This is a genomic window from Methylobacterium sp. WL8, assembly GCF_008040045.1.
Taxonomy (GTDB): Bacteria; Pseudomonadota; Alphaproteobacteria; order Rhizobiales; family Beijerinckiaceae; genus Methylobacterium; species Methylobacterium cerastii.
Window position 1 is genome coordinate 1 of the sequence record NZ_VRVF01000044.1, and the last position, 21,585, is coordinate 21,585.

Below are 21,585 nucleotides of genomic sequence, written 5' to 3' on the forward strand. Positions count from 1 at the left end.
GGACGTAGCTGAACAGGTTCTCCGACCGATCTCCGCGCCCGCGCATCGCCTGATCCCACCCCTGCCTCTAACAGAGTGAATCATCTCCGCGACAAGCCTGCCAGCGACTTCTGCAGCAGCCTGCTAGAGCATTTTCAAGCGAGGTGGATGCCGGCTCGCGTGAAGAAAATACGACTACACAGTCAGTTAGAGCATTTTCCGTGATCCGGAGATCATGGAAAATGCTCTAGCGGGCGTCGCCATCTCCGCCACCGCCGAGAGCAGCCGCGCGACGTCCTGCGGCCGCGACAGGCGGTGGTCGCCGTCGGCGATCAGCGTGAGAACCGTGCCCGCCGCCGGCAGCCTTTCGAGGATGCGAAAGGCATGCGGGTGCGGCACGTCCGGGTCGTTCATCCCCTGAAGGATGTGGACCGGGCAGCCGAGGTCGAGCGGACCGGTCAAAAGGCGGTTGCGCCGGCCATCCTCGATCAGCGCCATGCTGATCGCGTCGGGCTCCGGAGCGTAGGCGCTCTGGCGCAGCCAGACGCCGTCCTGTTCCAGCGTCCTGCGGATTTCGGGCGAGAATTTGTCCCACATCAGGTCCTCGGTGAAGTCGAGGGCCGGCGCGATCAGCACGAGGCCGGTCGGCGCCGGCTCGCCGCGCGCCGCGCAGTTGCGCGCCGCCAGGCAGGCGATCCAGCCGCCCATCGACGAGCCGATCAGCACCGGCGCCTCCGGTGCGTGCGCGGCGAGCACGGCTTCCGCGTCTTCGAGCCAGGTCGAGATCGTGCAGGCCGCGAACGCGCCCTCCGACTCGCCGTGGCCGGAATAGTCGAACCGCACGAAAAGCCGCCCCTCGGCGGCGGCGAAGGCGTCGACCGCCATCGCCTTGGTGGCGCCCATGTCGGAGTGGAAGCCTCCGAGCCAGACGATCGCCGGGCCGACGCCGTCGCGCACCCGCACCGCGATCCGACGTGCGTCCGCCCCTTCGCCTACCGTGACGTGCTCCAGCGTCGTGCCGTCCCGCATCCCGTTCTCCCGCCTTCGTCGAGGCCTGCGTTCCCGACCTGAACGCCGCGTCTTCAGCCGCCGTTTACCAGACCGTAAAGCGTACCCGTGATCCTATGACAATGAACGCTTCCCTGCGGCCGCGGCCCGCCTGCGCCCTCTCGCCGCGCGATCCCTCATGACGGAGGATCACCGGCCGGCGGTCGGATTTCCCGGCGACGCCGCGCCGCTGGCCGGCGCCTGCGTCCTCCAGATCATTCCCGAGCTCGATGCGGGTGGCGCCGAGCGCACCACCGTCGACATCGCAGCCGGCCTCGCCGCGGCCGGCGCGCGCGCGCTGGTCGCCACGGAAGGCGGCCGACTCGTCGGCGAGCTGCAGGCCAAGGGCGGCATCTGCCTGCCGTTTCCCGCCGCCTCGAAGAACCCGCTCCAGATGGCGCTCAACGTCGGCCGGCTGGCCCGCCTGTGCCGGCGCGAGGGGGTGCAGATCATCCACGCCCGCTCCCGCGCCCCGGCCTGGGTCGCGCTCGGCGCCGCGCGGCGGCTGAAGCTGCCCTTCGTCACCACCTATCACGGCAGCTATTCCGGCCGGACGGGCGTGAAGGTGCTCTACAACTCGGTGATGGCGCGCGGCGACGTGGTGATCGCCAACTCGCACTACACCGCCGACCTGATCCGGCGCCTGCATGCCGAGCAGGCGGGCGACCGCGTGCAGGTGATCCACCGCGGCACGGACCTCTCCGCCTTCACCCCCGTGGCGGTCGGCGCCGCCCGCGTCGAGGCGTTGCGCCGGAGCTGGGGCGTCGCGCCGCACGAGCGGGTCGTGCTGCTGGCGGCGCGTCTCACCGCCTGGAAGGGTCAGCGCATCCTGATCGAGGCGGCGGCGCTGCTCAAGGCGCAAGGGGTCGGCGACTTCGCCATCGTGCTCGCGGGCGACCCCCAGGGCCGCGTCGCCTACGAGCGCGAGCTCGACGCGCTGGTCGCGGCGCGCGGGCTCGAAGGCGTGGTCCGGCGGGTCGGGCATTGCACAGACATGCCGGCGGCCTTCCGGGCGGCCTCCGTCGTCGCGGTGCCGTCGGTGGAGCCCGAGGCGTTCGGCCGCTCGGCGGTCGAGGCCCAGGCGCTGGGCACGCCGGTGGTGGTGTCCGACCTCGGCGCGGTCCCCGAGACCGTCCTCAGCCCCCCCGAGGTTCCGGCCGGGCAGCGCACCGGCTGGCGCGTGCCCGCCGGCGACGCGGCGGCGCTCGCGGGCGCGCTGGCCGAAGCGCTCTCGCTCGGCGCCAGCGCCCGCGACGCGCTGGCGCGGCGCGAACGCGCGCATGTCGAGGCCAACTTCTCCCTCGCGCGCATGGTCGACGACACGCTGGCGATCTACGCCGGGTTGCTCGGCCGAGCGGGGCCGGCGTGACCGCGCGCCGACGGGAAGTTCTGCTGGGGGGCTTGTCTTTTCGCCCCGGACCTTCACATCACACGAAAGGCTTTCGCGTCGCGGAAGTCGGCATCGTGTCGAGTCGATCCCCGACATGTGTTGACTTGCCGCACGGTTCGGCCAAGGTAAGCTGTCCGGGATAGGCCGGAGCGATCGGTGGTCAGGGTAGCCCGGAACGGGATGCCAGCGGCCGCCGTTTCGTCGTTGCATCAGGAGAACACCGCCATTCGTAGACCCATGAGAGCCATGCCGGCCCCGCAGAAGGACGGGCCTCGCGCCAACCGGGACATCCGCGGCGTGCGCGACGTGCAGCTCATCGACGACACCGGCCTGAACCGGGGCGTCGTCGCCTTCTTCGACGCCTTGGCGCTAGCCGAAGAGGCCGGCCTCGACCTCGTCGAGATCGCGCCGAACTCCGTCCCTCCCGTCTGCAAGCTGCTCGATTACGGCCGCTTCCGCTTCAACGAACAGAAGAAGCAGAACGAGGCCCGCAAGCGGCAGAAGACGGTCGAGGTCAAGGAGATCAAGCTCCGTCCCGGCATCGACAAGCACGACTACGACACCAAGATGAAGTCGGTGCAGCGCTTCTTCGAGGAGGGCGACAAGGTCAAGGTGACCCTGCGCTTCCGCGGTCGTGAGATGGCGCACCAGGACATCGGCCTGCGCCTGCTCGAGCGGGTGAAGACCGAGACCGCCGAGATCGCCAAGGTGGAAAGCGAGCCGATGCTCGAAGGCCGCCAGATGATCATGATCCTGGCGCCGCGCTGATCCGTTCGCGCGCGTCACGAGATTCCGAAGCGCCGTCTCGCTCAGCGAGGCGGCGCTTTTCTTGTGCGAACCTACCCTGCGTTTCCGGGGCCGTGCATTCCGTGGATCCAGGCTTTCGCCGATCCGGCCCCCGGCCTATCTGCACGGGATGGCCCTGAACCCCGACGAGATCGAACGCTACGCCCGCCACCTGGTGCTGCCGGAGATCGGCGGCCCGGGGCAGGGCCGGCTGAAGGCGGCGCGGGTGCTGGTGGTCGGCGCCGGCGGGCTCGGCGCGCCGCTGATCCAATATCTCGCCGCCGCCGGCATCGGCACGATCGGCATCGTCGACGACGACACGGTGTCGCTCTCCAACCTGCAGCGCCAGATCATCCACGGCACGCCGGACGTCGGGCGGCCGAAGGTCGAGAGCGCGGCTGACGCCGTCGCCCGCCTCAACCCGCACGTCGCGGTGGTCGCGCATCCGATTCGGATCGACGCCGCGTCGGCCGAGGCGCTGGCCGCCGACTACGACGTGGTCGCCGACGGCTCGGACAACTTCGCCACGCGGTACGCGGTCTCGGATGCCTGCTACCGAGCGCGCCGGCCCCTCGTCACCGCCGCGCTCGGCCGTTTCGACGGCACGCTCACCACGATCCGCGCCCACGAGACCGGGCCGGACGGCCGCCCGAACCCGACCTATCGCTGCCTCTTTCCGAACCCGCCGCCGCCCGGAACCGTCCCGCCCTGCGCCGAGGCCGGGGTGCTCGGGGCGCTCGCCGGCGTGATGGGCTCGTTGATGGCGATGGAGGTGATCCGCGCCGTGACGGATTTCGGCGAACCGCTGGTCGGCCGCCTGCTGATGGTCGACGCCCGCGCGATGCGGTTCGAGACCCTGGGCTACGCCTTTGACGAGGCGAACCCGCTCAGCGGTTCGGGATCTTCCCGAGAAGGCTGACGATCTCGCTCATGTCCCGCTGGTCCGCCTTGCCGAGGCAGCACTTCTTGAACTTCTTGCCGCTGCCGCACGGGCACGGATCGTTGCGCCCGACATCCTTGAACGGGTTGACCGCCGGCATGCCGTAGCCCTCGCGGGTCCAGGCGAGCTGAGTGATCGGGTCGTCCAAGTAGCCATGGTTCCACGGGTCGAGGCGCTCGCGGTCGTCCGGCTTGCGCTCGGCCTCGCGCAGGGTCTCCTTGAACCACGCGGCGTCGCTGAATTCGTCGGTGATGCGCTTGTCGCGCCGCGCCGCCTCGGCCCGCGGGGCGAGCTCGCGCAAGCCGAGGAAGGCGATCGCCTCCTCCCAGCCGACCCAGCCCATGCCGTCCTCGACGGCCGCCTTCGCGTCGTCGAAGCGGACCAGCAGGTCGCGCATGGCGCCGCGGTCGATCCGGCCCTCGATCGTGAGGTAGACGCAGGCGCCGAGCAGGGCCTGGCGCACGGCGTCGTCGACGGTGCTGTCGAGGACGAGCGCGAAGAGCGGGTCGGTCCGGCCGTCGAACAGGCTCGCCACCATCCGCGCGAGCGTCGTGGTGACGGCGTCGCCCAGGATCGCGTCGACGGTCTCCTCGTCCTGCTTGAGGAAGCGCAGGAGCGGTTCGAGCAGCCGCGCGTCGCGGGCGTGGGCCAGCACGTGCACACCCCAGAACAGCAGGTTCTCCTGCTCGGGCGTCAGCTCCGCGCCGGCGCCCGCCTCGGAGAGCAGGCGCAGGGTCTCGCCGGCGACGAGGTCCGGCTCTGCGAGCGCGCGCCGCAGCAGCGGCTCGGGCAGGGTCTCGGCCAGGGACAGCGCCTGACACAGGGATTCGGCGTCGGTCATGATCGGGGTCGCCTCGGTTGGGGTGGGATCAGCCGCGCAAGGTCGCGCCGGTCTTGCGGCCGACCTCGGCGACGATCCGGGCGCTCGCGGCCTCGATCTCCGCGTCGGTCAGCGTCCGCTCCACCGGCTGCAACCGCACCGCGATCGCCACCGACTTCGAGCCTTCGGGCACGCCGGCGCCTTCATACACGTCGAACACCTCGACGCCGGCGACGAGCTTGCGCTCCGCGCCCGCCGCCGCCTTGACGATCTCGCCGGCGGCGACGTCGCGGCCGACCACGAAGGCGAAGTCGCGCGACACCGGCTGGAAGTCCGAGAGCATCGCGGCGCCCTTGGTCTTGGTCGGCTTCTGCTTCGGCGCCGGGATCGCGTCGAGCACGATCTCGAAGGCCACCAGCGTGCCCTTCAGGTCGAGCGCCTTCATCACCCGGGGGTGCACCTCGCCGAAGTGGCCGACCTGGTTCTTCGGGCCGAACTGGAGCGTGCCCGAGCGGCCGGGATGCAGCCAGTCGGCGCCGGCGGCCACGACCTGGAGGCCGCCGGTCGGCACGCCCAACGCCGCGAGCATCGCCAGCGCGTCGGCCTTGGCCTGGAAGGCGTCCACGGTCGGCGCTGTGCCGTCCCAGTGCCGACCGCCGCCGGCGAGGTTCGCCGACCCCCGCCGCACGGCCGCGGCGCGGATGGTCTGACCCTCCGGCGCGTCGTCGGCGAAGCACTGCCCGACCTCGAACAGGGCCGCGTCGGGATAGCCGCGGTCGGCGTTGCGTTGCGCGGCGCGGAGCAGGCCCGGCACCAGGCTCGGGCGCATGTCGGAGAGCTCCGACGCGATCGGGTTGGCCAGGACGAGGTCGGCGCCGCCGCCGCCGAACAGCACCGCGTCGTCGTGCGGGATGAACGACCACGTCACCGCTTCCATCAGGCCGCGGCTCGCCAGCGCGCGCTTGGCGCGGCGGGTGCGCTTCTGGATCAGGGTCAGCGTCGGGCGCGTGATCCCCGCCAGCGGCGGCAGCGGCTTCGGCTCGATCCGGTCGAGGCCCGCGATGCGGATGATCTCCTCGACGAGGTCGGCGTTGCCCTCCACGTCCGGCCGCCAGGACGGCGGCACCACCTTCACCCGGTCGCCGGTGCCGGAGACCCGGAAGCCGAGGGCTTCGAGCGTCACCGTCATCTCGGCGCGGGACAGGTCGAGCCCGGCGAGGCGACGCACCTCGGACCAGGGGAAGTCGATGGCGTGGTCGCTCTCGGGCATCGCACCCGCGACCGTCGCCTCGGTCGGCGTGCCGCCGCAGAGGTCGAGGACGAGCTGCGTCGCCCGGTCGAGCCCCGTCAGCGTCGAGGCCGGGTCGACGCCGCGTTCGAAGCGGTAGCGGGCGTCGGTGATGACGCCGAGGCGCCGGCCGGTCTGTGCGATGTTGGCCGGATTCCACAGGGCCGATTCGATCAGCACGTCCGTGGTCGCGGCGTCGCAGCCCGAGGCCGCCCCGCCGACGATGCCGGCGACCGACTCGACGCCGTCGTCGTCGGCGATGACGACCATATCGCCGCCGAGCGCGTGGTCGCGCCCGTCGAGGCCCTTCAGGGTCTCGCCGGCGCGGGCGAGCCGGACGACGACGTCGCCCGCGACCTTCGCGGCGTCGAACACGTGCAGCGGCCGGCCGCGGTCGAAGGTCATGTAGTTGGTGATGTCCACGAGCGCGTTGATCGGGCGCAGCCCGATCGCCCGCAGCCGCGCCTGCATCCAGTCCGGCGATGCACCGTTGGTCACGCCGCGCACGAAGCGCAGCGCGAAGTGCGGGGCGAGGCCGCTCGCCGCCGGCACGTCGAGCGACACCGCGACGGGGCAGGGGCCTTCGCCCAGGATCTGCGGCTCGGCCGAAGATTTCAGGGCGCCGATTCCGGTGGCGGCGAGGTCGCGCGCGATCCCGAGCACCGAGGCGCAATCCGGGCGATTGGGGGTCAGGTTGATCTCGATGACCGGGTCGTCGAGCCCGGCCCAGAGGGCGTAGGGCGTGCCGACCGGCGCGTCCTGGGCCAAGTCGAGGATGCCGTCGTGGTCGTCGCCCAAGCCGAGTTCGGCCCCCGAGCATAGCATGCCGCGGCTCTCGACGCCGCGGATGTTGCCGACGGACAGGGTGATGTCTCTGCCTGGCACGTAGGTGCCGGGCGGCGCGAACACGCTCAGCATGCCCGCCCGCGCGTTCGGCGCGCCGCAGACCACCTGGAGCGGCTTTCCGTCCCCGGCGTCGACGCTGCAGACCCGGAGCCGGTCGGCGTTGGGATGCGGCTCGGCGCTGAGCACCTTGGCGATCACGTAGGGCTTGAGCGCGGCGGCCTTGTCCTCGACGCCCTCGACCTCGAGCCCGATCCGGGTGAGCGTCTCGGCGATCACGTCGAGGGACGCCTCGGTGTCGAGGTGGTCCTTGAGCCAGGAGAGGGTGAATTTCATGGGATTCGAGACGCTTCGGTTCAGGCGGCGCGCTGTCGCGCGATCGGAAGGATGGCGAGTTGCAGACGCTTGGGCGCTTCGAGGCCGCTCGACAGAGAAACGGCTTCCTGCGCATCCGCAACGAGCGTCAACGTCTGGGTTCGGCTGAAAAGGGGTGAGGGAGGAGCGTAATCGGCGGCATGACGCTGCTCCTGCAGGCTGCCGAACAGGAAGGCGACGCGTTCGATCCGCTCGTCGATCTGTCGGGCTTCCCGGCTTCGCAGCTTCTTGAGAACGGGTCCATGATCGAGCGAGCGATAGATCGGCGCCAGGATCGACGCCTTGCTCCATCCGACGAGGGCGTCGGAAAAGGTCGCGCACGGGGCGTGGAACACGGCGTCATACGCGCCGCTCACGGCACGCCGCATGCAGGCCTGCCGGAACGTCGGCTGCCCGGGACTCGCGGCGAGCAGTTCGGCCGTCGCGATCAGGTCGGCGACGAGGGGCCCTGGTATCCGGCGAGGCTTCATTCCGCGGCCTGGACGTCGTCCGAATACGGGGGCGGATCGTCAGGGAACGCGTAGATCAGATACGGGAAACGGTGTTCGCCGGCGGCTTCCAGAGCGTGCCCGAGTGCGACCATGGCTTCGCCGGTCACGCCGCCCCCCGTGACGCCTGCGCCGGGCTTGAAGCGCACCGTGATGAAGAGCGCATCCTCGCCTGCGGAGTTGGGACGTGCCTCGACGTGCGCTGCATCGAAACCCGCACCGTGCAACGACGCGCCGAGGACGCGCTGTGCGATCGTCTGGACCTCGAACTCGGTCATCGAAACCTCCCGAGACGTTTACCCCGTCAGCCCGCCGATCAAGCTCGGCACGTCGAGCGGGCGGAAGCCGTAATGCTCGATCCAGCGGATGTCGGCCTCGAAGAACGGCCGCAGGTCCGGCATGCCGTACTTGAGCATGGCGATGCGGTCGATGCCGACGCCGAAGGCGAAGCCCTGGAACTCGTTCGGATCGAGCCCGCAATTGGTCAGCACGTTCGGGTGCACCATGCCGCAACCGAGGATCTCGAGCCAGTCCGTGCCCTCGCCGAAACGGATCTCGCCGCCCTTGCGCGAGCACTGGATGTCGACCTCGGCCGAGGGCTCGGTGAAAGGGAAGAACGAGGGCCGGAAGCGCATCTTCACGGCGTCGACCTCGAAGAACGCCTTGCAGAACTCTTCCAGGACCCATTTCAGGTTGGCGATGTTGGCCGCCTTGTCGATCACCAGCCCCTCGACCTGATGGAACATCGGCGTGTGGGTCTGGTCGGAATCGTGCCGGTAGGTCCGGCCCGGGATGATCACCCGGATCGGCGGCTTTTGCGCCCGCATGGTGCGGATCTGGACCGGCGAGGTGTGCGTGCGCAGCACCTTGCGCTTCCCTTCCGCGTCGGGCGCGAGGAAGAAGGTGTCGTGCATCTCGCGCGCTGGGTGGCCCGGCGGGAAGTTCAGCGCGGTGAAGTTCAGCTCGTCGGTCTCGATGTCCGGGCCTTCGGCGACCGAGAACCCCATGTCGGCGAAGATCGCGGTGATCTCGTCGATGACCTGGCTGATCGGGTGGATGCGCCCGCGCGCTTCCGGCGCCTCGCGCAGGGGCAGCGTCACGTCGATGCGCTCGGCCGCGAGCCGGGTTTCGAGGGCCGCCTCGGCCAGCGCCTCGCGGCGCTGCGCGATCGCGCCCTGCACCCGGTCGCGCAGGCCGTTGATCAGGGGGCCGCGCGCCTTGCGCTCCTCGGGGCTCATGGCGCCCAGCGTCTTCAAGAGCTCGGAAACACTGCCCTTCTTGCCGAGCGCCGCGACGCGCACGGCCTCGAGCGACGCCTCGTCGGCTGCGGACGCGACCTGGGCAAGCAGGTCGCCTTCGAGGGTGTCGAGATCGGTCATCGCGGTCCCATCGCGTGCGGGTCGCCGCCCGGCGCAGCGGCGCGGGCTGGCGGACAAGGGGTCTGCGAACATGACGAAGGCGCGGCGCCCCCGAGGGAGCCCCGCGCCTTTCGCCGGTTCGTCGCTCGGATGGGGCTCAGGCCGCCTTGGCGGGCTGCGCGGCCGGCAGCGCGGCCTTGGCCTTCTCGACCACGACGGCGAAGCTCGCCGGCTCGTGGATCGCGAGGTCGGACAGCGCCTTGCGGTCGACGACGATGCCGGACTTCGCCAGGCCGTCGATGAAGCGCGAATAGGTCAGGCCGTGCTCGCGGACGGCGGCGTTCAGGCGCTGGATCCAGAGGGCGCGGAACGTACGCTTCTTGTTCTTACGATCGCGGTAGGCATACTGCATGCCCTTCTCGACCGCCTGCTTGGCGATGCGGATCGTATTCTTGCGCCGGCCGTAATAGCCACGGGCGGCCTTGAGGACTTTCTTGTGCTTGGCGTGACTGGTCACGCCGCGTTTGACGCGGGCCATGTTGTATCTCCTGGATCGAAAAAAGCAGTCTCGGCGGTCGTGAAGCGCTTACCGGCTGTTGGGCAGGAAGTACTTCTTCACGTTGGCGGCATCGCCCTCGAATAGGGTGGTGGTGCCGCGCAGGTTGCGGATCTGCTTCGTCGTCCGCTTGATCATCCCGTGGCGCTTACCGGCCTGGGCGTACATGACCTTGCCGGTCCCGGTGATCTTGAAGCGCTTCTTGGCGCCCGATTTGGTCTTCAGCTTGGGCATTTGGCTCTCCGCTGCGCGAAACCCCTGCCGTCCGACGATGGCCGGAGGGGTGCGCTCGATGGATGCTTCTGGTGGAGCAGCATGAACCGCCACGGCAGCCCTAACCGGCCGGGCGGTTCCACGCGGGGCGGCTTATGGCAGAAACCGCGCTCCGCTTCAATGCCTTCGCGGATGCCCGATCGATCCCGACGTTCCCGCCGGAGCGTCCGGAGGCCGGGTCACAGCTTGGCGGTGATGGTGGCGAGCACGGAGAGCGGCGCGCCGGGTGCGTTGTTGAACTGGTTGAACGGCTGCTCGATGTAGCGCCGGTCGGTGAGGTTGCGCGCGTTCAGCGAGAAGCGGCCGTGCTCGTCGAAATCGTAGAACAACGCCGCGTCCAGGCGCGCATAGCCGCCGACGGAGTAGCTGTTGTTCAGGTCGCCCGTGCGCCGCCCGACATAGGTGATGCCGCCGCCGACGGTCCAGCCGCGCAGGAAGCCGTCCTGGAACTGGTAGGTCGACCACAGGCTGGTGCTGAAGCTCGGCACGCCGACGAGGCGGTTGCCCACCGTGAAGGTCGTGTCCTTGGTGATCCGCGCGTCGAGCTGCCCGATGCTGCCGATGACCTTCCAGCCGGGCAGGATCTGGCCGGCCAGGTCCGCTTCGACGCCCTGCGAGCGCTGCTCGCCGGTGATCACCGAGAAGCCGGTGTTGGCCGGGTCGGTGGCGGCGACGTTCTGGCGGGTGATGCGGAAGGCGGCCGCGCTCAGGGTCAGGTCCGGCGTGAGGTCGAGGCGGCTTCCGACCTCGATCTGGTCGCCGGTCTCGGGGGCCGGGTTCGAGACGTTGAGGACGTTGGCGGTCTGCGGTTTGAACGAGGTCGTGTAGCTCGCATACAGCGTCAGCGGATCGAACGGCCGGTAGACGAGGCCGACGCGCGGCGAGGTTCCCGACAGCTCCTGGTCCGGCGGCACCGCGCGCGAGGTCGGCGTCCGATTGAAGTAGAACTGCGTTCCGGTGTCGTAGCGGACGCCGAGCAGCAGCTGCAGGCCGTAGCCGAGGTCGACCTGGTCCTGCACGTAGAGGCCGTAGAGGTCGTTGTTCTGCCGGAGGTCGCCCTGCAAGGTCGTGCCGACGACGGCCGAGCCGAAGGTCGGGTTGAGGAAGCCGACCGACGGGTAGCCGGTGCTCTGCGTCGTGTAGGAATGGCGATAGCCGTTGGTATACTCGAACCCGACGAGCACGGTGTTGCGCAGGCCGAACAGGTCGAACTTCGCGACCATCTCGGTCTGGCTGTCGATCGAGGCGTAGGCCGAGCGCACGGCGGTCTCCCGGCGTGCCACGATGCTGTTGTTGTTTGTCAGGCCGGTCGCGCGGGTCGCGATCAGGTCGAAGGCGCCGCCCTGGGCGCTGAAGACCTCGCGCAGGGTGACGTTCTCGTTCACGTCGTGCTCGATGCGGAGCAGACCGAAATTCGCCGTGCCGTTGTAGCGGCTGAAGGGCTCGCCGTAGTACCGGCCGATGTCGTCGAGGGGCACGCGCCCGTTCCGGGCGATCAGGCCCTCGTCGTATTGGGTGTCGGTGCGGGTGAACTCGCCGAGGAACGACACGCGGGTGTCGGGCGACGGGTTCCAGGTGAAGGCCGGCGCCACGAAGGTGCGGGAATTGTCCCGACCGCCGTAGTTGCGGAAGGTCGGGTCGGACTGCCCGGCGAAGCTGATGCGGGCCGCCAGGCCCTCGACGCTCGGGATCGGGCTCGACACCGAGCCCTGCACGCGGCGGAAGCCGAAGCTGCCGCCCTGGATGCTGAGGTCGCCCGAGGGCACCAGGGTCGGCTGGCGGGTGACGACGTTGATCAGGCCCCCCGGCTCGCCGCGGCCGTAGAGCACGGAGGCCGGCCCCTTCAGAACCTCGATGCGCTCCACGTCGGCGAGGTCGCGCTGGACGGTGTAGAAGTTGCTCGCCTGGTTCAGCAGGACGCCGTCGATCGCGTAGGTCTGGGTGGCGAAGCCGCGGATGATGAAGGTCTCGCTGCGGCCCTGCAGGGTGCCGCCCGGCTGCACGTTGCTGACGTTCTGCAACGCGTCGGCGAGGCGGACGTCCTGCTGGTCCACCAGCACGTCGCGCGGCACCACCTGGATCGATTGCGGCGTGTCCCGCAACGCCGTGTCGGTGCGGGTGGCGGTGGCCGAGCGTGCGGCGCGATAGCCGGCGACCGGGCCGCCGGCCCGCTCGGCGCTGACGCCGGTGACGCTCAGCTCCGACAGGACGACCTCGTCCGCCGCCGGGGCGGTCTGCGCCTCGGCCGCGGAGGCGAGGCCGGCCGTCAGCGAGACCACCGAGGCCAGCAAGCAACCGGTGGTCTCAGCGCGTCGTCGTCTCGTATCTCCGCCGTCCCAGACCATCGTTCTCGCTCGCGCTCATAGTGTCGGAGGCGATCGGCCCCGCTCGATCCCTTGGCGGATCATGGGCGGTACTTGCAATGATCGGACGAAATAAAGCGACGTATAAGCAAGATCCTTCGCGATGCGTCGCCCAAAGGGCACAACATCGATTTGGAATACTTCAAAACTATGATTTTACGATCTTGGTTTCCGCAAATGGCTCGGCTCGGTGTTTTCGGCCGACTTCGGCACCGTACAGGCTGTTCGCGCCGCCGGGTTCGCGTCGGGTCCGCGTCGGGTCCGAAGGGGCTTCGAGGATACCGGGGACAAGTCGCGGCGACGCCGACAGAGAGCTGCCTTCGCACCGCACAAGGAACCATAACCTTGGCCGTGGGTTTCGTTCATGTCCCACTCAGCCCGGGTCGGGTTAGATCCCCGAAACGCTGGCTACTCAGGAGACCTTTCGTGCGCATTGCCCAGATCGCCCCGCTCTCGGAAGCCGTACCGCCGAAGTTCTACGGCGGCACCGAGCGCGTCGTCAGCTGGATCACCGAAGAGTTGGTCCGCCAGGGCCACGACGTCACCCTGTTCGCGAGCGGCGATTCCGAGACCTCGGCCAAGCTCGCGGCTTGCACGCCCGAGGGTCTGCGCCTGCTCGGCTACCGCGACCACACCGCGAGCCACCTCGCGATGCTGCATCAGGTCCATCGCCGGGCGCACGAGTTCGATATCCTGCACTTCCACATCGACCTGCTTCAGTACCCGATGTTCGAGGACCTGAACCACAAGTGCATCACCACGATGCACGGTCGCCTCGACGTGCCGGACTTCATGCCGGTCTACAAGACTTTCACCGGGATGCCGCTGGTGTCGATCTCCGACAACCAGCGCGAGCCGATGCCGCCGAACGTCAACTGGCTGTCGACGATCCATCACGGCCTCCCGGCCCAGAACTGCCCCTATTCGCCGGAGGCCAAGGGCGGCTACCTCGCCTTCCTCGGCCGCATCTCCCCCGAGAAGCGCCCCGACCGCGCGATCGAGATGGCGATCCGCTCCGGCACGCCGCTGAAGATCGCCGCCAAGGTCGACAAGGCCGACCAGAAGTACTGGGACGAGGTCATCGAGCCGATGACCCACCACCCGCTGGTCGAGTACATCGGCGAGATCAACGAGGATCAGAAGAAGGAATTCCTCGGCAACGCCCTGGCGCTGGCCTTCCCGATCGACTGGCCGGAGCCCTTCGGCCTCGTCATGATCGAGGCGATGTCGGCCGGCACCCCGGTGATCGCCTTCCGCAACGGCTCCGTGCCGGAGGTCATCGCCGACGGCGTCAGCGGCGTCCTGTGCGAGACCATGGACGACGCGGTCGCCGCGGTCGCCAAGGTCAAGACCATGAGCCGCGCCGGCGTGCGCCGCCACTTCGAGACCGCCTTCACCGCCGAGTGCATGGTCAAGAAGTACGTCGCCGCCTACGAGCAGCTGCTTTCCGCCCGCGATTCGGTCATCGCGCTGCCGGGCGCCGCGTCCTTCGCCCCGCATTACGGCGAGATGAACGGCTCGGCCCGTCCGGCGATCTCCATCGCCGCGATGCCGGCCTGATCCCACACCTCCGGCATCCGGCTTGCTTCGGGCTGGATGCGGATGAGCTGACCGACGCGGACGAGGGTTTTCTCCGTCGGCGCGGCGTCGTACAAACGGCTCAATCAGACGGTCACCAGGGCCGCCGCATCGCAAATTCGCGATCCGGCGGCCCTTTCGATTCGCACTCCTGGATGCGCGGAGCAGGTCACGCATGGCGGACACGACGACGGCAAAGGCGCAGCTCGGCGGCGACGGATCGCGGACGGTCGCGCACGGCTTCCAGGATGCCGACGAGGTGCTGCCGCAGTACCATATCGAGGCGCAGACCTCCCTGGTCGACCGGCCGCTGCGCTCGCTGAAGTTCGGCGAGGCCTTCGCGGTGCTCGATTCCTTCGGCGACATCGGCGTGCAGCCGGGGCCGGAGGGGCTGTACTTCCAGGACACGCGCTACCTCTCGCGCCTGCACTTCACCATCGAGGGCCAGCGCCCGCTGATGCTGTCCTCGGTGATGCAGGACGACAACGGCGCGCTCTCCGTCGACATGACGACGCCGGACATCCGCCTCGACGGCGGCGACGAGATCACGCTGCCGCGCGAGATCATCGCCATCGAGCGCACCAAGTTCCTGTTCCGCGGCGCCTGCTACGACCGGATCGGCCTGCGCTCCTACGATTCGCGCCACCGGACGCTCCGGATCGAGGTGACGTTCGACGCCGACTACCGCGACCTGTTCGAGGTCCGCGGTACGGCCCGCACCAGCCGCGGCAAGCGCGCCGTGCAGGTCGCGAGCGAGCACGAGGTCCAGTTCCGCTACGTCGGCCTCGACGAGATCGTCCGCACCACCGCCCTGCATTTCGGGCCGAAGCCCAAGCTGCTCGAGCCCGGCCGCGCGGTGTTCGAGGTGACGCTCGCCCCCGAGGGCCGCGCCTCGCTGTTCGTCCGCGTGGTCTGCGAGGCGCACCGCGCCTTCACCAGCGCGCCCTCCGTCGAGAAGACCGGCGAGGACGCCGCCGCCGCGCTCTCGCTGGCCTCTGGCAGCACCGCGGTGAAGCCGCCGAAGGGCCTTTACGAGGGCATGGTCTTCGCCCGCGCCTACCGCGACGCGCGCCGGGACCTGCGCGAGCTGACCGCCGGCATCACTACGATCATCTCGTCGAACGACCAGTTCAACGAGGCCGCCTGCCGCGCCACCGCCGACCTTTACATGCTGGCCAGCCGCACGCCGGAGGGCATCTACCCGTTCGCCGGCATCCCCTGGTACTCCACGGTGTTCGGGCGCGACGGCATCATCACCGCGATGATGGCGCTGTGGATCGACCCGAAATTCGCCAAGGGCGTGCTGCGCTACCTCGCGGTGACGCAGGCCAAGGCGGTGGACCCGGCCGCCGACGCGCAGCCGGGCAAGGTGCTGCACGAGACCCGCCGCGGCGAGATGGCGATGCTCGGCGAGGTGCCGTTCCGGCACTATTACGGCACCATTGACGGCACGCCGCTCTTCGTGATGCTGGCCTCAGAATACTACGCCGTCACCGGCGACCGCGAGACGATCACCCGGATCTGGCCGGCGCTCGAGCTCGCGCTCGCCTGGATGAACGATTACGGCGACCGGGACGGCGACGGCTTCGTCGAATACGCCCGCGACACCGACAAGGGGCTCGAGAACCAGGGCTGGAAGGACAGCCACGATTCGATCTTCCACGACGACGGCCACCTCGCCAAGGGTCCGATCGCGCTGTGCGAAGTCCAGGGATACGTCTACGCCGCCAAGAACGGCATGGCCAAGCTCGCGGCGATGCTCGGCCACGACGCGATGGCCGAGACCTTGACCCTGGAGGCGGACGCCCTGAGGGATGCGTTCGACGCCGCGTTCTGGAACGAAGAGATCGGCACCTACGCCCTGGCGCTCGACGGCGAGAAGCGGCAATGCGCCGTGCGCTCGTCGAATGCGGGTCACGCCCTGTTCACCGGCATCGCCAAGCCCGAGCGGGCGGCGCAGGTGGCGGCGACGCTGCTGTCCAAGGACGGCTTCAACGGCTGGGGCGTGCGCACGATCGCCCGCGGCGAGGCGCGCTACAACCCGATGTCGTACCACAACGGCTCGATCTGGCCGCACGACAACGCGATCATCGCCATGGGGCTCGCGCGCTACGACCTCAAGCACGAGGCCGCGCGCATCTTCCAGGGCATGTTCGAGACCGCATTGTACCAGGACCAGAAGCGGCTGCCGGAACTGTTCTGCGGCTTCATGCGTCGGCGCCAGCGCGGGCCGGTTTCCTATCCGGTGGCGTGCAGCCCGCAGGCCTGGGCGGCGGCGGCGCCGTTCGCGTTCCTCTCGGCCTGCCTCGGCCTGGAGCTCGACCACGCCCGCAACCGCGTCCGCCTGCGCAACCCGATCCTGCCGGCGTTCCTCGACGGCGTCTCGCTCTACAACGTGCGGCTGGGCGAATCGCGGGTGGATCTCCGCTTCCACCGCCACGGCGACGACGTCACCGTCAGCGTGATGCGCCGCGTCGGCGACGCGCAGGTGGTGGTCCTCAAGTAGCTGCGCCGGGCATCTCGGGTGCAGGCATCTCGGGTGCAGGCATCTCGGGTGCAGGCATGTCGGCGTCGGATGTGTCGGCGTCGGGCTTGGCGACAGCCAGCACGACGCCGGCGAAGTCGCCGCGCTGCCATTGGCGCGCGACTGCGTAGGCGACGGCCTGCCCCGGGATCGCGAGCGTGACCTCGGCGGGCAGCCGGTGGCGGCGCGAGATCGCGAGCTTCGCGCCCGTCGCCGACATGTCGCGGATCACGCAAGGATGGGTCGCCCCGTCGGGGCAGACGATCGTGGCCGGCATCATCACCGCGTTGCGGCGGCCGCCGGAACGCTTCTCCGACGGCGCGGGCACGAGGCTGAGATGGCTGCCGGCCTTGGCCGGCTCGGACCCCGCCTTCGCATCCATGCCTCGGTGCTCCCCTCGCGTGCGCGACCCGTCGGGCGGCTTTTGTCCCGGCCCCATGTTGTCGTAAGCTTCGTTTCTCAAGAAGGGTTGAAGATGCAGGCTCCGCGCTCCGGGACTACGTCGTCTTGCGCGAGCAGGCCGACCTGCCCGACCATCCCCGGGCCTCCGGTCGTCGGGCGCCCGGCGTGAGCGTGCAAGCGAGCCCCCTCGATCTGGCGCAGGCGCTGCTCCGCTGCCCCTCGGTGACCCCCGAGGAGGGCGGCGCCCTGGCCCTGCTCGACCGGGTCCTCACCGAGGCCGGGTTCTCCGTCGCGCGTCCGGTCTTCTCCGAGCCCGGCACGCCCGACGTCGAGAACCTCTACGCCCGGATCGGATCGGGCGGCCCGTGCCTGCTGTTCGCCGGCCATACCGACGTGGTGCCGCCCGGCGACGCGGCGGCGTGGCGGAGCGGACCGTTCGACGGTGCGATGGCCGACGGCATCCTCTACGGGCGCGGCGCCGTCGACATGAAGGGCGGCATCGCCTGCATGCTCGCCGCCGCCCTGCGCTTCCTGCAGGCGCGCGGCCCGAATTTTTCCGGGTCGATCGCGTTCCTCGTCACGGGCGACGAGGAGGGGCCGGCGGTCAACGGGACCGTCAAGCTCCTCGATTGGGCGAAGGCCCGGGGCGAGCGCTTCGACCATTGCCTGCTCGGCGAGCCGACGAACCCGAGCACGCTCGGCGAAATGATCAAGATCGGGCGGCGCGGATCGCTCACGGGCAAGCTCACGGTCCACGGCCGGCAGGGCCACGTCGCCTACCCGCACCGGGCCGAGAACCCGATCCCGGGGATGCTGCGCCTCGCCTCGGCGCTCGCCGCCGACCCGCTCGACGGCGGCACCGCGCATTTCGACGCCTCGAACCTCGAATTCACGACGATCGACGTCGGCAACAAAGCCACCAACGTCATCCCGGCGGATGCGCGGGCGGTGTTCAACATCCGCTTCAACGAGGGCTGGGATGCCGAGACGCTCGGCGCCGAGATCCGCCGCCGCCTCGATGCGGCCGCCGGCAACGCCGTCCGCTACACCCTCGACCTCGCGCCCTCGAATTCCCCGGCCTTCCTCACGCGGCCCGACGCCTTCGTCGACCTGGTCTCGGACGCGATCACGGCCGAGACGGGCCTGCGCCCGACGCTCTCCACGACGGGCGGCACCTCGGACGCGCGCTTCATCAAGGACGCCTGCCCGGTGATCGAGTTCGGCCTCGTCGGCGAGACGATGCACCAGGTCGACGAGTGCGTGCCGGTGGCCGACCTGGAACGGTTGACGGCGATCTACGTGCGGATGCTCGACGCCTACTTCCCAACCGGCGCCTGAGGAAGAGGCTCAGGCGCGCTCGCCCCGAATCCCGCGGCAAATCCAGCCCTTGCGCGACCGATTCCGGCACAGCACCCGGTAGCCGCCGCCGCGGAAGCGGCGGCTCTTCGAGCCGAGCCGGTCGCCGACGGCGATGTAGATCTGTCGCAGGCGCTGCACATGCGGGTCGTCGAGGCGCAACTCGATGCTCGCGCGGACGAGGGCGGCGGTGGCGGCGCGATCCTTCGGGTCGAGGGGCACCAGCGCCTCGCCGAGGATGATGCGCCCGACCTCCAGCAGAAGCGCGTCCTTGGACGGGTCCTTACCGGCGGCGAGCCGTTCGAGGTCGAACAGCGTCCGCACGCCGAGCGGCCACAGCCGCACGATCTTGTCCCGCCCGACGGAGCAGCAGAGCTGCGCCTGCGCGACCCAATCCATGATCTGGTAGACGCCGTAAGGTGTCTCGACGAACAGCATCAGGGGGTTGGCCGCAGCGAGGTTCTGCGTCGAGTGGATGTGGTGGTCGTCGAGCCGGACCCGGATCTCGCTGTCGATGCCGTCGACGATCTCGACCGGGGTGATCTTGAACGCCCGGAAGACCTCTTCTTCCTCGCGCTTGAAGTTCTTCAACTGGTCGCGCTGGATGATGCTGCGCAGGACGACCTCCGGCATGACGCCGGCGACGAAGCAGGCGGTGATGGCCGCGGCCGCCGTCACCGCGGGCGAGACCGGCACCACCAGCGTCACGAGCTGGCTTCCGAACCAGATGATCGAGGTGAAGACGATCGGCCCGAGGACGAAGCTGATGAGGATCTTGTTGGTCTCGTTGGCGATCATGCCCGGACTGAGGTCGAAGTTCTTGATCGCGCGGTACAGGCTGCGCAAAGCCGTGATGTAGCTGCCGGCGAAGGCTGCGCAGATGCCGAGCAGCCAGACCATGCCGACGCCCGTCGGCGTCGGGTAGCTGAAGCCGCCCCAGCGCAGGCCGCTCGGCTCGGTCATATGCTCGGCGAGCACCGATAGGAGCAGGGACAGGCCGTAGAAGGTCGAGGTCGCCGCGAGGATTCCGAATGGGGCGGAGCCGATGATCCACGCGATCACCGAATAGTCCTCGCGCTTGCCGCGGGTCTCTTCCGCCCAGACCGTGCTCCGCTCGCCCTCCGCCCGGCCGGCCGCCGGGTCCCGGCTTCGGCGGGCGCCGACGAAGTACTTGTATTTCACGAACTCGAATGACGGAATCAGGTTGGTCCCGGCCGGGTCACCGATGTCGAACACGGTCGCGAGGTCGGTGATGATCTCCTGGCGGTGCTTCTTGATCGATTCCCGCACGGCGATGAAGATCAGCGGCGAGAAGAACGCGAAGCACGTCGCCAGATAGACGATGATCTGAAACGGGCCTTCCATGGTCGTCGCCCCCCGGGTGCGCAAACAGCGCCCTCCACTTGCCGGGGGATCATCGCTCTTCGTGCTAGAAAAGCAATCTCAGATTAATTAAATGCGAAATCGTTAATCTCAGGTCGATAATCGACGCCGACGAAGCACAGCCCGTGGGCGGGGGCCATCGGGCCGCAGCGGCTGCGGTCGCGGGAGGCGAGGATGTCTGCGACGCCGGCCGCGTCGAGGCGGCCGCCGCCGGCGAGCATCAGCGTGCCGACCATGCTGCGGACCTGATGGTGCAGGAACGAGCGCGCGTCGGTCTCGACCACGATCTCCTCCATTGACCCCATCGGCCGGCGGGTCACGTCGAGGCGGTCGAGGGTGCGCATCGGGCTGTTGGCCTGGCACTCGGCGGCGCGGAAGGCGGTGAAGTCGTGCAGGCCGAGGAGGCTCTGCCCGGCCGCGTGCATCGCCGCCGCATCGAGCGGCCAGGGCACGTGCCAGACCTGGCCGCGGGTGAAGGTCGGCGGGCTGCGCCGGTCGAGGATGCGGTAGCGATAGTGCCGGCGGATCGCCCAGTGCCGGGCGTTGAACGCCGGGTCGACGACCTCTGCCGAGAGAATCGAGACCGGGACCCGCTTCAGGTGCGCGTTCAGCGCGTCGCGCACCACGTCCGTCCGCCAATCCTTGGACAGGTCGAGATGGGCGACCTGATGCGTCGCGTGCACCCCGGAATCGGTGCGCCCGGCGCAGGTCAGCCCCTGCGTCTCGCCCGAGAACCGCGTCACCGCCGCCTCGATCGCGCCCTGCACGCTCGGATCCGCGGCCTGCCGCTGCCAGCCGCGAAACGGCGCGCCGTCGTACTCGATGACGAGCTTGTAGCGCGGCATCAGGCGGCCGGTTCGGTGCGGCGAGGGGCGGCGCCCTCCACGATCCCGGTCATACCAGGCGCGCCCCGGCTTCGAGCCGCGCGCCCCGCAAGAACTCCGCGCCGCTCGCGGTGCCGCCCTTGCCGGCGCGGCGGAGTTCGAGAAGCCGCACGGCGCCCGAGCCGCAGGCGACCGTGCCCTCGGAGTCGAGCAGCGTCCCGGCGGCGGCGGAGCCGGGGGCGACCACGGCCCGCAGCACCTTCACCCGCTCCGCGCCCTTGCCGAGGTCGGCCTCGAAGAAGGCGCCGGGAAACGGGCTGAGACCGTTCACATGCGCCGCGACCGCCGCGGCATCCTGCGCCCAGTAGATCCGCGCCTCGTCGTTGCTGATCTTGCGGGCGTAGAGCACGCCGACCTCGTCCTGCGGCCGGAAGGTCAGGGTCCCGGCCTCGAGCGCCCGCAGAGCCCGCGCCATCAGGTCGGCGCCGAGCGGCATCAGGGCGTCGTGCAGGTCGCCGGTGGTCATGCCGGGCCGGATCGGGATGCGGTCTTCCAGCGCCACCGGCCCGGTGTCGAGCCCGGCTTCCATCCGCATCACGCCGACGCCGCTCGTCGCGTCACCCGCCATCACCGCGCGGTGGATCGGCGCCGCCCCGCGCCAGCGCGGCAGCAGCGAGCCGTGCAGGTTGAGGCAGCCGTGGCGCGGGATGTCGAGGATCGCCTGCGGCAGCAGCATGCCGTAGGCGACGACGACGGCGACGTCGGCGCGATGCGCGGAGAAGGTCTCGGCGGCCTCTCGGTCCTTCAGGGTCGAGGGCGTCAGCACCGGAAGCCCGAGCCGGTCCGCCAGCGCGTGGACGGGGGAGGGGCGGAGCGCCATGCCGCGCCCGGCCTTGGCAGGCGCGCGGGTGTAGACCGCCGCGATCGAATGGCCGTCCTCGGCCAGCCGCGCGAGCGTCGGCACCGCGAAGTCCGGGGTGCCCATGAAGACGACGCGCATGGTTGCTGTCCG

General features: G+C 69.8%; 19 protein-coding genes. 6 read left to right on the plus strand and 13 right to left on the minus strand.

The genetic code is table 11. The annotated features are described in order from the left end of the window. Nucleotides 1-186 precede the first annotated feature (186 nt). Nucleotides 187-1,008, minus strand: coding sequence for an alpha/beta hydrolase (locus tag FV234_RS16040; protein ID WP_147761439.1), 822 nt, complete (start codon nucleotides 1,006-1,008; stop codon nucleotides 187-189). Between the two features lie 157 nt (nucleotides 1,009-1,165). On the opposite strand from FV234_RS16040, the gene FV234_RS16045 reads away from it, so the two are divergent. The 3 genes from FV234_RS16045 (at nucleotide 1,166) to moeB (ending at nucleotide 4,121) form a co-directional block, all read left to right on the plus strand. Further along, entirely contained in the window at nucleotides 1,166-2,395 is a 1,230-nt protein-coding gene (locus tag FV234_RS16045) for a glycosyltransferase family 4 protein (protein WP_147761438.1), read from the plus strand. Between the two features lie 267 nt (nucleotides 2,396-2,662). Then, complete coding sequence (gene infC / locus FV234_RS16050) at nucleotides 2,663-3,184, plus strand: translation initiation factor IF-3 (RefSeq protein ID WP_238270738.1); 522 nt, start codon at nucleotides 2,663-2,665, stop codon at nucleotides 3,182-3,184. 148 nt (nucleotides 3,185-3,332) lie between these two features. Beyond that, nucleotides 3,333-4,121, plus strand: a complete 789-nt coding sequence (gene moeB, locus FV234_RS16055; RefSeq protein WP_147814046.1) for a molybdopterin-synthase adenylyltransferase MoeB — start codon at nucleotides 3,333-3,335, stop codon at nucleotides 4,119-4,121. On the opposite strand, the gene FV234_RS16060 is transcribed toward moeB, so the two are convergent. The 8 genes from FV234_RS16060 to FV234_RS16095 form a co-directional block, all read right to left on the minus strand. Further along, on the minus strand, nucleotides 4,090-4,983 hold the full coding sequence (locus FV234_RS16060; RefSeq protein WP_147830367.1) for a DUF1186 domain-containing protein: 894 nt from the start codon (nucleotides 4,981-4,983) through the stop codon (nucleotides 4,090-4,092). The two genes, moeB and FV234_RS16060, sit on opposite strands and share 32 nt — an antisense overlap. A gap of 28 nt (nucleotides 4,984-5,011) precedes the next feature. After that, complete coding sequence (pheT, locus tag FV234_RS16065; RefSeq protein WP_147830369.1) at nucleotides 5,012-7,429, minus strand: phenylalanine--tRNA ligase subunit beta; 2,418 nt, start codon at nucleotides 7,427-7,429, stop codon at nucleotides 5,012-5,014. Between the two features lie 20 nt (nucleotides 7,430-7,449). Further along, nucleotides 7,450-7,938: a hypothetical protein gene (locus tag FV234_RS16070; RefSeq protein WP_147761434.1), complete on the minus strand. Its 489-nt coding sequence runs from the start codon at nucleotides 7,936-7,938 to the stop codon at nucleotides 7,450-7,452. Beyond that, nucleotides 7,935-8,234 carry a hypothetical protein gene (locus FV234_RS16075; RefSeq protein WP_147761433.1) on the minus strand — a complete coding sequence of 100 codons (300 nt, stop codon included), beginning with the start codon at nucleotides 8,232-8,234 and terminating at the stop codon, nucleotides 7,935-7,937. The genes FV234_RS16070 and FV234_RS16075 overlap by 4 nt, the downstream gene beginning before the upstream one ends. A gap of 18 nt (nucleotides 8,235-8,252) precedes the next feature. Then, on the minus strand, nucleotides 8,253-9,335 hold the full coding sequence (gene pheS / locus FV234_RS16080) for a phenylalanine--tRNA ligase subunit alpha (protein WP_147761432.1): 1,083 nt from the start codon (nucleotides 9,333-9,335) through the stop codon (nucleotides 8,253-8,255). A 136-nt stretch (nucleotides 9,336-9,471) separates the two neighbouring features. Further along, nucleotides 9,472-9,852: a 50S ribosomal protein L20 gene (gene rplT, locus FV234_RS16085; RefSeq protein WP_147751300.1), complete on the minus strand. Its 381-nt coding sequence runs from the start codon at nucleotides 9,850-9,852 to the stop codon at nucleotides 9,472-9,474. A 48-nt stretch (nucleotides 9,853-9,900) separates the two neighbouring features. Continuing rightward, the gene (gene rpmI / locus FV234_RS16090; protein ID WP_018044555.1) at nucleotides 9,901-10,104 is read right to left on the minus strand and encodes a 50S ribosomal protein L35; all 204 of its coding nucleotides are present in this window, start codon (nucleotides 10,102-10,104) and stop codon (nucleotides 9,901-9,903) included. A 218-nt stretch (nucleotides 10,105-10,322) separates the two neighbouring features. After that, nucleotides 10,323-12,413, minus strand: coding sequence for a TonB-dependent siderophore receptor (locus FV234_RS16095; RefSeq protein WP_246686215.1), 2,091 nt, complete (start codon nucleotides 12,411-12,413; stop codon nucleotides 10,323-10,325). A gap of 519 nt (nucleotides 12,414-12,932) precedes the next feature. Here FV234_RS16095 and FV234_RS16100 point away from each other — a divergent pair. Beyond that, the gene (locus FV234_RS16100; RefSeq protein WP_147761430.1) at nucleotides 12,933-14,066 is read left to right on the plus strand and encodes a glycosyltransferase family 4 protein; all 1,134 of its coding nucleotides are present in this window, start codon (nucleotides 12,933-12,935) and stop codon (nucleotides 14,064-14,066) included. A gap of 193 nt (nucleotides 14,067-14,259) precedes the next feature. After that, nucleotides 14,260-16,590: a glycogen debranching N-terminal domain-containing protein gene (locus tag FV234_RS16105; protein WP_147761429.1), complete on the plus strand. Its 2,331-nt coding sequence runs from the start codon at nucleotides 14,260-14,262 to the stop codon at nucleotides 16,588-16,590. Here FV234_RS16105 and FV234_RS16110 read toward each other — a convergent pair. Then, on the minus strand, nucleotides 16,583-16,990 hold the full coding sequence (locus FV234_RS16110) for a hypothetical protein (RefSeq protein WP_147830373.1): 408 nt from the start codon (nucleotides 16,988-16,990) through the stop codon (nucleotides 16,583-16,585). The two genes, FV234_RS16105 and FV234_RS16110, sit on opposite strands and share 8 nt — an antisense overlap. Before the next feature lie 185 nt (nucleotides 16,991-17,175). On the opposite strand from FV234_RS16110, the gene dapE reads away from it, so the two are divergent. Beyond that, on the plus strand, nucleotides 17,176-18,348 hold the full coding sequence (dapE, locus tag FV234_RS16115) for a succinyl-diaminopimelate desuccinylase (protein ID WP_147830387.1): 1,173 nt from the start codon (nucleotides 17,176-17,178) through the stop codon (nucleotides 18,346-18,348). Nucleotides 18,349-18,357: 9 nt separating this feature from the next. Here dapE and FV234_RS16120 read toward each other — a convergent pair whose 3' ends face one another. The 3 genes from FV234_RS16120 to fmt form a co-directional block, all read right to left on the minus strand. Beyond that, nucleotides 18,358-19,731: a hypothetical protein gene (locus FV234_RS16120; RefSeq protein WP_147830375.1), complete on the minus strand. Its 1,374-nt coding sequence runs from the start codon at nucleotides 19,729-19,731 to the stop codon at nucleotides 18,358-18,360. Between the two features lie 83 nt (nucleotides 19,732-19,814). Then, nucleotides 19,815-20,594, minus strand: a complete 780-nt coding sequence (gene truA / locus FV234_RS16125) for a tRNA pseudouridine(38-40) synthase TruA (protein WP_147761426.1) — start codon at nucleotides 20,592-20,594, stop codon at nucleotides 19,815-19,817. Nucleotides 20,595-20,643: 49 nt separating this feature from the next. Continuing rightward, on the minus strand, nucleotides 20,644-21,573 hold the full coding sequence (fmt, locus tag FV234_RS16130; protein ID WP_147830377.1) for a methionyl-tRNA formyltransferase: 930 nt from the start codon (nucleotides 21,571-21,573) through the stop codon (nucleotides 20,644-20,646). Nucleotides 21,574-21,585: the final 12 nt, after the last annotated feature.